Here is an 11,751-nt window from a genome sequence, read left to right as displayed (position 1 = left end):
TTCCACTGGAACACCCTCCTAAAGATGTCAGCGTGACAGCGGGAGGTCACCCCGTATGTTGGGGTAATCTCTGCCTCGTCACCTGTCCGCACAGACGCTCCTATCCGGGCATCGTAGTCTTGGCCAACTCAACATAAGGACTCACGCTGTATATCCTTTCGGTGGTGAAGTAAATCGGTGGACTGCGCTACATTTGTTTAGCCACTCGGCCTATGAGCCGTCAGAAACGCATCTAGTCGAAGAACCCGTAGAACACGGGTTCCGTGTGGAACGTTTGTATTACGGTAGTAAGGCCAAGGAGGAGCACAAATCTTTGCGTATAACTCGTAGAACCCGTGTTACCTGTATATCGTGTATAACCCAAAGAACGTGTCTGACGTAGATTTATACGCGTTCTACGAGTACCTCGCCACATAACCTGTCGAACGGGAAGTACCTGTATCACACAGGTTCTACAGAGGACACGGGATACCCATGACACATCGGCTCTCGATCTCGATGCAGAAAGGCGGTGTCGGAAAGAGTACGACGACGATCAATCTCGCAGGGGCGCTCGCCGTCTCTGAGGGACTTGAGGAGGATAGCGACGTGCTCGTCGTCGATGCAGACCCCCAGGGGTTCATCACCATCACGCTGGGTCTGCGCGAATACTACGTGAGTGAGGATCGGTCCCTCTACGACATCATGACGGATATTGACCGATTCGACGAGGTAAATGACCTCATCGTCTCACACAGCGAGTTCGACGTCCTACCAGCCACGGGAGCAATTTCCAGCTCGAACGTGAGCTCTGGTCACTCAGCCGGACTCAGGAGCGCCTGGGAATGGTACTCGACCGAATTGAGCACGACTACGACTACGTGCTCATTGATTCACCGCCCAATATGGGACCCCTCGCAGACGGCGCGCTGTTGGCCGCACGCAACGTCTTGTTCGTCTCACGTGCAGATCCAATCGCGACGTTCTCGATGAATCTCCTTACGCAGGAAATCAACCAGCTCGAACGCGAGTTCCAAACAGATATCGGGATCATAGGAGCGGTGGTCAATGCTGTAACTCGGAACAACATCAGCGAGGACCGCCTCGAGTGGTTCCACAAGAACATCGGCGAAGAGCACACGTTCACCATCCCAGAGACAGTCGCCATCGAAGGCGCGTTTGCTCAAAACCACAGTATCTACACCTATGAACCGGAGAATCGCCATCGTGAACAGAAGGCCGAGGAAGTCCGTGAGACCTACGATGGCCTCGCACGTGCCGTGGAGGACTACTTCGCATGACTGACGGAGAACCCGTAGACGAAACCGAATCCGAAGACGCTGATCAGCAGTCCGGCGGAGATTTTGATGACGCTCTCGGCAACGCTCTCAGTGGTCGAGTCGGGAAGCGGCCCCAGGAGACCGATGATGAAGCCGGTGATGAAGGAGAACGAGAGGAGACAGGAGACACGGGTGACACGGGTGATACGGGTTCTACGAGTTCGACAAGTTCCGGGGGTGAGACAAGTTCTACAGAGAAGACCCGCGGCCCCGACCCCGACCCGAACAGCACCCGCAGAACCCGGACGAAGTACGCTGTGTACCTCACTGAAGAGTTCCAAGAGGAACTTAATCAAGCATACACGAAAGCGAATGCCCAACGAGTCATGGAAGACAAGGGGGAGATCGAGAAACACAAGCACTTCCTCGAAGCGGTCATGAGAGCCGGACTCAACCACGACGACCTCGACGCGTACATCGAAGAACTGCTCGATCGCTACTGAGACGGACAGGCGCGGAATTTTGATTGAGCGAGCGGGGAAACGGCTACCGACCGTTGCACACGGTTGAGAGGGAATTATGAGATGTCTTACCCTGTCTCCGACTCTGTATCCACCCCACTGTCCTCTGTGTGTTCCTCAGCTCCCCTCTTAGTGTCTCCGACTCTGTATCCACCCCACTGTCCTCTGTGTGTTCCTCAGCTCCCCTCTTAGCTGGGCGTCGTTGTTTCTCACGGTGTTCGGCGAAGGCAGCTTCAGCGCGGTCGGCCAGCTCTCCGGCCTCGATATGTGAGTAGTGTTCGCGAACGATCTCCTCGGAATTGTCGAGGTAGCGAGCCGCCTCAGCGTGGCCATACGCCCTGACGAGGACCTCACCAACACCGCGTCGGGCCCCGTGCGGCGCGAGATACCCGTGCTTGTCGTCCAGTTCGATGCCCGCCTCGTCCGTGAGACGTTTCAGAACCGCCCGAGCGCCGTGGGTCGTCAACGCCGGTGGTGCGATGTCATAGTCCGCGAGGAGTTCGATAACGGACGCCTCACCGTCATTAACCTGCTCTCGGCGGAGGTCCTCGACCTCCCCGATGTCGTATCCCCGACTAGTCATCGCCTGTGTGAACGTCTGTACGAGCGTCGGGTAATCGAGCGTCGGAAACACCGGCCAGTCCTCACTCGAAGGAGCGAGCACACTCCGAACGCGCTCAATCGAGGGTACTGCTGGCTCAGGAAGTGGTCTATCGTCCCACTTCCCGCTCTTCCCAAGGACCTGGATACTGTTGTCCTCGAGGGCGACGTCCGCCCAGCGGAGACCATCCCGACCGCGTCGATCATCACCGTCGTCAGCTAGTATCTCCGCGCCCCGAACCCCGGTAAAACAGAGGACGTAGACGAGCGCCCGGTCGCGACAGGCCTTGATTGCGGCCTGGCGGTCGCTCGCGACATCGTCAATTGCCTCGTGTGCTCGTGCGTCGACGTACGAGAGGAGTTGCTCGCGCTGCTCGGCCGTCCACGCCTGCTGTTCCCCGCTCTTTCGCCCGGTGTCCTCGGGCAGTGGCTCTTTCGCACGACGGCGTTGGGCGGGATTCCCCGACAGATAGCCCTCACGTGCCGCCCACCCACAGAACCCGGAGACATGGGCGTAGTAGTTCCGGACTGTGCCCTCAGTCCACCCCTGTCGAGAGAGGTAGCGAGCGTACTCCCGGAGGGATTCGACGGTCAGCTCCCCGAAGGTCACCGACGACGTCGATGGGTCGGCGGCGAGGAACTCGACGAAACGATTCACTTCGCGGTCGGCGTGTCGTCGATACTGTCCGCTCTCGCCATCTCGTCCTTTCCCTTTGTCAGTAAGGTAGTCCTCGAGGACGTCGAGGACGGCCACCGCGTCCCCCCGTGACTCTGGAGTGCCGTCTTGAGGGTCTGTATCCTGGGGTGTGGGCGGTGTCATCGTAGTCGCTGTGGCAGACGGCGGCCACCTCCTTGAATCTGTTTACGTTTATCGAGCTAAACGTAAGTAGTCTCATAATACCATTAGACAACCCAATACGACAGATAGAAGCTCTAAAGCACTCGAATTCTCGACTTCAAGAAATTCATAAATCGCATATTGATATACAATTTCTCAGCCCGCACTGATGAGACCGATTTCAGAAGCCGAATCAAGCTTCTGGGAATGTTGAACCAGACCCCGACGCAACTGATTGGCCCCAAGACTCTCCGCGGTGAGAACGTCCAACCACGCCGAGAGGTGGCGTGGAACCTCGCAGTGGGGCTTCTCTACAAGGCCCGACGGGGACGGCCGTGGAAGCTCACCGAGTTAAAGTCGAACACTTGCTACGCTGGCATCTCCTTCTACGACGAGCGGGGAACAGATCCCGAAACGAGGGCTTCAATCGCGCAGGTCTTCATCGAGACTGGTGAGAACTTCGTCATCCGCGGCGACCCAGTCACCGACATCGCCAGCGACAAGAGCACCGGACGCACTCACTTGTCGGCTGACGATGCGGAGCGCCTGATAGAGACCATCTTGGAGCGATACGGCGACCGGCGAGACGAGCGTCCCGATAGACTGGTCATTCACAAGTCGTCCAACTTCTGGGACGAGGAAACGGCGGGGTTCATCTCCGGCTCAGATGGTGTGAGACGTCGGGACTTCATAACCATCCGCGAGCAACATCCGATTCGTCTGTTCAGCAACACGCAGTACCCACCTCTCCGAGGGACGGTCGCCCTGCCCCCCGGACGAGAAGAGTACTACATCTATACGAAGGGCTTCGTACCGGAAATCTCCGCGCACGCCGATTCCGGCACCCCGAACCCAATCATCGTCCGTCCCCACGAGGACGTGAGTTCGACTTCGTACCGGGAGATATGCGAAGAGATACTTGCCTTCTCGAAGCTCGATTGGAACAGTTCCGACTTCTGTAAGAAGCTTCCCGTGACCGTGGGCATCGCGGACGCGGTAAGCGACATCCTCGCAGAGCCGATGGCGCAAGAACTTCATGACGGAGCCTTCCCCTACCACTACTACTATTACATGTGAGTAGGCCCTCAGAGCCGCTTCTCGGTGATGTCCTTGGCGGGGGCGAAGACCCGGACGAGTTCGCCCAGCTCCCACGTGCGGTGGACGTCGGCGAGGTTGTGGAGACAGACTGGGAGCAGTTCGCCGATGCGGTAGTGATGGGCCGCGCTGCCGGAGCTCTCGAACGGGTCGTAGGCTCGGGACGCGTACCGCGGGTGGCCCTCCACGTCGATCAGCCCCGCGGGGTCGGGGGCATCCTCAAACAACAGCTCATGTGCGCCGGTGAGCGTGTTCGCGTCGGCGCTCGCCCCGTACGCGGTGTGTGTGGTGTTGAGCCGCTTCTTCACGGGATCGTATAGATCTGAGGACATCGCGCCGTCCAGCACCCACTCCACGCCCCGCCGGATACACCGGTACGGACGAACAGGGGGTCGAACCCCCCTTACTAGGAGTCGGCGTTGTAGGCCACCAGACGGTCGTACTCGCGGTCGAACCGTTCGAACAGCTACCTCGCCCATCCCTCACGATAACGCCGCCTCATCGTCGCACACGCGGACGCGCACATCTGCACCGCTCGTTTCGGAGAGTCCATCGGTGAGGGTGTCAGCGTCGACGGTGTGCGGCCCGGCGTTCATAAGCAGGGTGGCGTGCCCGTCTCGGTACCAGAAGCCACAGACGGTGATCTCCCCCGACCAGCCGAACCCGGTCGTCTCGATGTCCCACGCGACGTGGCTGCGATCGTTCCAGTGACGCATCTCTATCTGAATCGAACGACATCGCTCGGGATAGCCCCATGCGTGTAGCTTCCGAGTTTCCAAGTTCTGATAGTCTCAGCCAGAAGTTATCATTGGGGGAGAATTTATTCGCGGGGATTTCGTACAATCAGTCGATGCTAATCGCCGATCGCGTACTGGAGGAGGGGGAAGACCTTGTTGCCGAGATGGAAGTAGAGTATCGACGGCAGTTCGGTACTGAAAGCCTCGGAAGCGTGCTTGTGAGCGACCAACGAATCATCTTCCTATACCAATCCGAGGGCTCTTTGAACAGGTTCGCAGACCACCAACTATCCGCGGAACCCTTCGCTCAATACCGCCACGGAGAGTTGGACTCAGTGTTCATACCAGAGCCGGATATGGAACGGGTCTCGCAGTTGAAATCAGACTTCATCGCAGAGGTCGAATCCGAGACCGGAGCATCGTACTTCATGGACGTTCTCGAAGAAGCGAATCGAGATCCTCCCGTCAACCCACGCAATTGCACCTGCGACGGAATCTCTTCGAACAAGGTTCTGGTGGAAGACGAGAATATGGGACTCGCAGAATACTTCGACGAGAACGAGTTCCGATTCGTCTCTTGTAAGGACTGCTTCCAAATATATGGTCGCTATCGGAGGGGCAAGAAAGCCTCCCTGAACAAGTTGTTCTCGGCGGATTGGCTTCTGGGTGGCGACCTTTCGGCGGAGTCGATAGTGGAGTTGGGAGAAGACGACGCGTATGCGATTCATCACACTCCCAGTGTCTCGACTCGGGTACAGGATGCCGTACTCACTCAATCACACATCGCTGACCGATCGGATGCCGTCGTGAGCACCTACAAGCACGAATATCAGCACTCACTCTGCTACATCCTGGGTGATGAGCTGGCCGGATACCTGACGTGGGAAGAACACGAGATGGGGCCAATACTGTCTCAGTTGTACGTCCGAGAGGAGCACAGAGGAAGGGCATCGCCGCCACTCTTGTGTCGGTTGGTACGAGCGTGCGTGCGAGACAGACCAGTACTTCGCCGACGAGTTGACCCCCGGCGGGAGAGCGGTTCTCGGCTCGGCTGGCCACCTTGACGGAAATCCGCCTCCTGCCCGAGAGGTTCTCAGTCTCACACCTATGGCCTTCGGGTAGACGTGAACCAGGAACTATCCGAAAAAACGATTATCAGACTGCCCGGTACGCCCGAGCCGTTCCCCGTCCCTCGGCCTCGACGAGGTTGTAGCGCCGCATCTTCTGCAGGTGATTCGTCATCGTCCGACGGGTCTGTGGCTCCACGACGCGCTCGCAGTACGCTTCGTACAGCGCGTCAGGGCGGACACCGTCGTGCTCACGGATGATTTCGTAGACGGCCTGCTGGTCGTCGGTGAGCTTTTCCAAGTTCTGCTGGCGGATCTCGGCCTTCGCCTCGGGCGCCGCCTCTCGCAGTATCGTGTCCGTGAGGTGGTCGGTGCGTGGTTGTGCCCGAGAAGATTTCACGGGGGTTGATTTGTATATCAAGTCAGGCGGTTAGGTTCTATAAGGACAGTGTTAACAACCGAGCGTACCTCATCTCGCCGGATGGGTATTCTAAGTACGCTCCGCAAGGCCGTCGAAGGAAAGTCGTTGACGGTGTGGGATGGGTATTCTAAGTACGCTCCGCAAGGCCGTCGAAGGAAAGTCGTTGACGGTGTGGGAGTGTCGACACTGCGGTGAGACACTTTCTGAAAACGCCGATGAGTGTCCAACCTGCGGGGAAGAGGACATCGCGTGCTACGAAATCTGATCGCTCCTCAGCAAACCCGACTGAGACGAGAGAGTCGAGGAATCCGTCGAAGTGCTCAACGTCGCTCGGCGTGTCGGTCGCGAGGTGACGGGAAGTGACTTCTCCCGCGACCCTCTCGGAGGAAATAAACACTACCGCCCAGGATGGTACTTGAATCTTAGACCCGGTTCGTCACCACCGAGTTCCTCCGTAGGCCGTGCGTGTTACGGTGGGAGGTGGCGTTCCTCCGTAGGCCGTGCGTGTTACGGTGGGAGGTGGCGGTCGTAGATATTCCGTCGGTGCCCGACCGCTTAGACGATGAGAACGTCCTCCTCACGGTCCCACTTGACGATCGCTCGGGAGTCGCCGGCACGAAGCTTGTAGTATGGATACCCGCTGAGCTTTTCGAGGTGGTGGGAGGTCCAGTCTTTCGCCTCGTCGAGTTTCTTTACCAGCCGCTCTTGAGCCTCTGTCTCGAGCCCTTCCAGTAAGTTGAGTGCTTTCGGTGTCCACTCAACCTCAGTCGTCGATACCCAGCCGGTTCTTCACGTCGTCCTGCGATACCGTCTCACCCTGCTCCCGTTGCTCGTGGCTCTCGGCTATAAGCTCGAGTGCTTCCTCAGAAAGTTGCGTCGGGGGGTTGACGGCATCCCGGAGGGCGTCACGGATGAATTCGGATTTGTTCGCGTAACCACGCTCCTCCCAGACCTCGTCGCCCTGTGCCAGCAGCGACTGTGGCACTCGGCCTTTGATCTTCTCCATTTCGCCGTCACCGCCGGCGTCACTGTCTGTGCTCATATACTGTGATACGTCTGTATCACCTAGGTAGCTTCGGTTGACTCTCCGGACTGTGATTGACGAGGTCCAGACTGCCCTCAACGGGGAGCCGCCGAAGCTTCGAGAAGTTCAGGACGACGGCACTCCATTCCGAAAGCCGACGTATTTGATTGTGTCTCGGTGGGACTGTGCAGGCAATACTACTGGAACCGAGTCCGAACTGATCACAGGTACATTCCCGTTCATTCGTTACTCACGGGCGGTTCGGTGACCCCCGCACCCCTTTCAGGGTTCCTTGACACTCTCCCCGCCCTGAAGGCGAGGTTTTAGCCGTGTAACTTGCATAAGGGGAGACCACTTCGCTAGGTCTTGGTTTCAAACACCGCTCACTGAGGGTGGCACTGTTCAATTGCATCGTGTACGGCCTCCCGCCGGCCGACGAACGTCAGGTGATCTCCATGCTGAAGCGTCAGATCTGGTTCGGGAATCTGTGAATTCCCGCCACGGCTGACGAGTGCGATCAAGACACCATCCGGGAGGTACTCATCGAGCTCTCGAATCGATTTCCCGATCAGCTTATCGGCCGTCACTTCTATTTCTTGGACGTCACCACTTCGACCCAGCTCAGTCATCCATTCTGACAGTGCAGGCCGCTCGATTGCGTTGTCCATCTCGTGAGCGATCGCATCGTTCGCCGAGATTGCGCGGACACCGAGTTCCTCAAATGCCTCGACGTTATCCGGCGTATTCACTCGGGCAATAACTGTTTGGACATCGAATTTCGAGTTCGTGAGCTGTGCGATGAGCAGGTTCGCATCGTCATTGGCCGTTGCTGCTGCAACTATCTTGGCGTTCTCGACCCCGGCGCTCTGAAGCACACTCGTGTCGGTGCCATCACCGTGATGGGCGGTGAATCCAGCACTTCGTGCTGTTTCAACGGCTTGCTGGTCGATATCGATGATGACGACGTTTTCGCCCCTATCCTCCAATCGTTCGGCGAGGCCGCGACCGACGCGTCCAGCGCCAACTATGATGACTCGCATAGGTAGTACGTTGAGTGCTTGTGCGATGTGTCGGGCAAAGCCACCTTCGACCACGACTGTTGCGAGGATGACCAGAAAAACCGTCCCCACGAGAACTGTCGCCTGTTGGGGATTCGTCGATTGAAGCTCGAGTGCGAAGAGCGTTGCCACACTCGCGGGGATGATTCCACGCGGACCAATTGCGCTCATGAACAGTTGTTCACGGAACGTGAACCGTGTTCCGTAGGTGCAGAGAAGGACCGCTATCGGCCGAATCAACAGCATCACAGCCACGACGACGACAAGCCCACCCAGCCCTAACGAGGCCAGCTCATCGAACGTCAACAGGGTCGCCAGCGAGATGAAGACGAACGACAGGACGATCAGCGTGATGTCTCCCTTGAACGCCTCAATCTCGCTTTCGTAGGGGAGATCTGCATTTCCGAGAAGGACACCGGCAGTCGCAACTGCGGCGATACCCGCTTCTGGTGCGAGCGCTTCGGCAATGCCAAACGTCGCAATCGCGCCGATCAACACCACCAATCGCGCATTCTGAACCGCATTTGACGGCGAGAGGTCGACGTGCTTGAGAAGGTACCAAATTATTGCTGCTGTGACGACACCCACGACAAGACCGATGCCGAGTCGTGAAACAAACGATCCGAGAAGCTGTGGAAGGCTGGTCCCACCGGCGACAGCCAAATCAAAAATAACAACGGCGAGGATCGCAGCCGTGACGTCGTTGACGATGCCCTCTGTCTCGAGCGCCGCTCCGACTCGGTCACGGACAGAGATAACATTCAAAATGGGGGTGATCACTGTCGGACCAGTTGCGATGAGGAGTGCGCCGATCAGGAAGGATAGCGACCATGGGACATTGAGGGCAAATCGAACGACAGCAGCGGTGCCGACGAATGTAAATATCGCCCCAAGGGTCACCAGCCGAAAAGCTTCACGGGGGGCCTGACGTAGCTTATCGAGTTTCAGGTGAAATGCTCCCTCGAAGATGATAATCGCGACTGAGAGCCCAACGACGGCTGAGAGTGATTCAGGGCCGCCGAACGATTGTAATCCGACGAGGTCGAGCCCTTCGGGACCGACAGCTATCCCAGCCAGAATGAGGAACAACACGCTCGGTATCTCGAGTCGATCAGACAGGATTTGCGCAACCACTCGGTATCTCGAGTCGATCAGACAGGATTTGCGCAACCACACCGAGTCCGAGAATGATCACAACGAGAGAGAGCAGCCCACTCCCAGCAGTCACAGATTAAACACCAAGTCTATTATATTGACGCCGGGTATAAATACAGGGTGGAGACCTGCTGACTTCAGCCATTCCTGAGTGCCGTTGGTGCCTCACATTCGTGTTTTCACTCAATTTTCAAGGCGTATCTAGAGAGATATGAATAAAGGGCTCTGTAGTTTCGGTACACGGCGGTTGATTTCACGGGTATCGAACGCTCCGGCGGAGGTTGTAGACGGTAGCTTTGAGCAGCATTTCACGGAACTCCAGCCACCAGCTTCGCGCACGCACGGCTGCGCCGAGCGTGCGCTTGATGCTTGAGAAGACGGTTTCTGACATCGAGCGACGGTTGTACCGTTCACGATCCATGCGGGCGTTGTGGGCGTGATCGAGTGGATTCATGATCCTGTGCTTGATCAGCGGTCTGATGCCGTTTTCGCGGAGTTCGTCGCGGAAGGCTTTTGCGTCGTATCCTCGGTCGGCAGCGAGGCTCCGCAGGTCGCCCGCGTTTCGGCGGGCGACCTGCGGGCCGATCTTCGCATCGTGTTTCTTGCTCGTGGTGGAGTGGATGTCGGTGATGTACAGCGTTTCGACATCCACGAGTGCAGTAACTTTCAGCGCCCGGACGCGGTAGTGTGTGCGGTTGGCGTAGTGGCGGCTGGGCTGGTCACGGTCGAAGCCAGTCGAATCGATGGCAGCGTGGCAGTGCGTTCTCGGCGGACGCGCCGAGAAACGCACGCCACGTCTTCGTTGGAATCCGCGCAAACCACGTACGAAGCACCGTGTAGTGTGGAAGTCTGGTGAGCCCGATCTCTTCAAGAACGCCGGGCATTTCTGAGAGCAAATCTACCGCAACGCGGTAGGATTTGCCCAGCTCGATGCGAAGTGCATGCAGGGTGAGCATCGCCCACTCGGCGAACCCGCCACCCCCTTCGGGGTCGGCGGGTTCGTCCGGATTAGCGACAACTGATTTAGCCTTCGCAGCCGTAACACGCGTGAGGAGACGGAATTCCGATATCAAACCATTCTGTCTCTTCGCTTTCTACGGCAATAACGCAGTCGCGGCGTCTCCGTCTAACGAAACTACAGAGCCAATAATTGAGAGTATTCCAAAAAGGCCACTTACCAAAAAACAGAGCCAATAATTGAGAGTATTCCAAAAAGGCCACTTACCAAAAAAGATGTTGAGAAATTGGATGAAAAATTTCCATTTGCTGGTGCAACATTCCCCCGACAAGAAGATGTGGTTGATGAAATACCCACAAATATCACAGATGTTTTGATAGTTTCGACAGAAAATTCGACTGTCATCATGCAATATTATCAACAAGGATGGGTAGTTGGAGAAGAGTTACCACATGACGGTGATGTAGACCCCGTAGATGTTGGTAGAATTGCGTGGGAGAAGTACACTAAGGACTTCCATAGACAGATGAAGCTTCGATATGGGAGAGATAATGCTTGAAGCCTCCATGATATCGTATATGAATCCTTATTCTGAAAGGTGAGGCTAGTTGGAAAATTTTAGTGTCTGTAGTGACATGAACCACCATGGAAACTGTTGACTTGCCTGCTAATGGCGAAATCAAGCAACTGGCACACGATGTTGTTCGTGAGGATAATGAATACGCAGTTCCGCTATTGCTAGACTTCTATGAGTTCCTCAGCAAACTCGACGAAGACGACCACTCGAGCCTAAATGATCTCACCCCAGAAAACTCACGAAGTGAGGTCGCACCGACTGCGTGGCGAAATTTCCTTGAGACTCTAGAAGACCAAGATGTGGTCGAAAAGCACCTCGCAGTACCCACACCTATAACGCTAAAAAAGTGGCGAAATTTCCTTGAGACTCTAGAAGACCAAGATGTGGTCGAAAAGCACCTCGCAGTACCCACACCTATAACGCTAAAAAATAGAATACAGC

Annotated in this window: 13 protein-coding genes and 2 pseudogenes; 7 read left to right on the top strand and 8 right to left on the bottom strand. The window is 56.7% G+C overall.

What is annotated here, in order from left to right:
* The first annotated feature begins 474 nt into the window (after positions 1-474).
* A pseudogene (locus tag ATB1_RS24635) lies at positions 475-1,280 on the top strand (ParA family protein).
* Positions 1,277-1,762, top strand: coding sequence for a hypothetical protein (locus ATB1_RS18235; protein WP_042666244.1), 486 nt, complete (start codon positions 1,277-1,279; stop codon positions 1,760-1,762). Before ATB1_RS24635 ends, ATB1_RS18235 begins: the two are co-directional and overlap by 4 nt.
* A gap of 43 nt (positions 1,763-1,805) precedes the next feature.
* Here ATB1_RS18235 and ATB1_RS18230 read toward each other — a convergent pair whose 3' ends face one another.
* Positions 1,806-3,134, bottom strand: coding sequence for a phage integrase SAM-like domain-containing protein (locus ATB1_RS18230; protein ID WP_241768347.1), 1,329 nt, complete (start codon positions 3,132-3,134; stop codon positions 1,806-1,808).
* Between the two features lie 291 nt (positions 3,135-3,425).
* Here ATB1_RS18230 and ATB1_RS18225 point away from each other — a divergent pair, with 291 nt between their 5' ends.
* The gene (locus tag ATB1_RS18225) at positions 3,426-4,295 is read left to right on the top strand and encodes a hypothetical protein (protein ID WP_198526151.1); all 870 of its coding nucleotides are present in this window, start codon (positions 3,426-3,428) and stop codon (positions 4,293-4,295) included.
* A gap of 8 nt (positions 4,296-4,303) precedes the next feature.
* Here the strand turns inward: ATB1_RS18225 and ATB1_RS18220 are convergent, their stop codons facing one another.
* Positions 4,304-4,645: a hypothetical protein gene (locus tag ATB1_RS18220; RefSeq protein WP_128081512.1), complete on the bottom strand. Its 342-nt coding sequence runs from the start codon at positions 4,643-4,645 to the stop codon at positions 4,304-4,306.
* Positions 4,646-4,795: 150 nt separating this feature from the next.
* Positions 4,796-5,029, bottom strand: a complete 234-nt coding sequence (locus ATB1_RS18215; protein WP_042666240.1) for a hypothetical protein — start codon at positions 5,027-5,029, stop codon at positions 4,796-4,798.
* Positions 5,030-5,163: 134 nt separating this feature from the next.
* On the opposite strand from ATB1_RS18215, the gene ATB1_RS18210 reads away from it, so the two are divergent.
* Positions 5,164-6,114 carry a hypothetical protein gene (locus ATB1_RS18210; RefSeq protein ID WP_128081511.1) on the top strand — a complete coding sequence of 317 codons (951 nt, stop codon included), beginning with the start codon at positions 5,164-5,166 and terminating at the stop codon, positions 6,112-6,114.
* 91 nt (positions 6,115-6,205) lie between these two features.
* Here the strand turns inward: ATB1_RS18210 and ATB1_RS18205 are convergent, their stop codons facing one another.
* The gene (locus ATB1_RS18205) at positions 6,206-6,517 is read right to left on the bottom strand and encodes a hypothetical protein (RefSeq protein WP_042666237.1); all 312 of its coding nucleotides are present in this window, start codon (positions 6,515-6,517) and stop codon (positions 6,206-6,208) included.
* Positions 6,518-6,656: 139 nt separating this feature from the next.
* Here ATB1_RS18205 and ATB1_RS22625 point away from each other — a divergent pair, with 139 nt between their 5' ends.
* Complete coding sequence (locus ATB1_RS22625) at positions 6,657-6,803, top strand: hypothetical protein (protein WP_198526150.1); 147 nt, start codon at positions 6,657-6,659, stop codon at positions 6,801-6,803.
* A 290-nt stretch (positions 6,804-7,093) separates the two neighbouring features.
* Here the strand turns inward: ATB1_RS22625 and ATB1_RS24235 are convergent, their stop codons facing one another.
* The 4 genes and pseudogenes from ATB1_RS24235 to ATB1_RS18185 all read right to left on the bottom strand — a co-directional run bounded on the left by ATB1_RS24235 (position 7,094) and on the right by ATB1_RS18185 (position 10,848).
* Positions 7,094-7,270, bottom strand: coding sequence for a cytotoxic translational repressor of toxin-antitoxin stability system (locus ATB1_RS24235; RefSeq protein WP_082256487.1), 177 nt, complete (start codon positions 7,268-7,270; stop codon positions 7,094-7,096).
* 31 nt (positions 7,271-7,301) lie between these two features.
* Entirely contained in the window at positions 7,302-7,580 is a 279-nt protein-coding gene (locus tag ATB1_RS18195; protein WP_042666232.1) for a ribbon-helix-helix domain-containing protein, read from the bottom strand.
* A gap of 365 nt (positions 7,581-7,945) precedes the next feature.
* The gene (locus ATB1_RS18190) at positions 7,946-9,754 is read right to left on the bottom strand and encodes a cation:proton antiporter (protein WP_394324776.1); all 1,809 of its coding nucleotides are present in this window, start codon (positions 9,752-9,754) and stop codon (positions 7,946-7,948) included.
* A 274-nt stretch (positions 9,755-10,028) separates the two neighbouring features.
* Positions 10,029-10,848: pseudogene (locus ATB1_RS18185) on the bottom strand (IS5 family transposase).
* Positions 10,849-11,019: 171 nt separating this feature from the next.
* On the opposite strand from ATB1_RS18185, the gene ATB1_RS21850 reads away from it, so the two are divergent.
* Both ATB1_RS21850 and ATB1_RS18180 read left to right on the top strand, forming a co-directional pair.
* Positions 11,020-11,292, top strand: a complete 273-nt coding sequence (locus ATB1_RS21850; protein WP_128081510.1) for a hypothetical protein — start codon at positions 11,020-11,022, stop codon at positions 11,290-11,292.
* A gap of 86 nt (positions 11,293-11,378) precedes the next feature.
* Positions 11,379-11,751 (top strand): hypothetical protein (locus ATB1_RS18180; RefSeq protein WP_042666230.1); only part of this gene is annotated, 373 nt, incomplete at its 3' end.

It is taken from the genome of Haloferax sp. ATB1 (assembly GCF_000730175.1).
The sequence above is the reverse complement of the archived record's forward strand: the minus strand, read 5'-3'. Positions and strand labels throughout refer to the sequence as shown.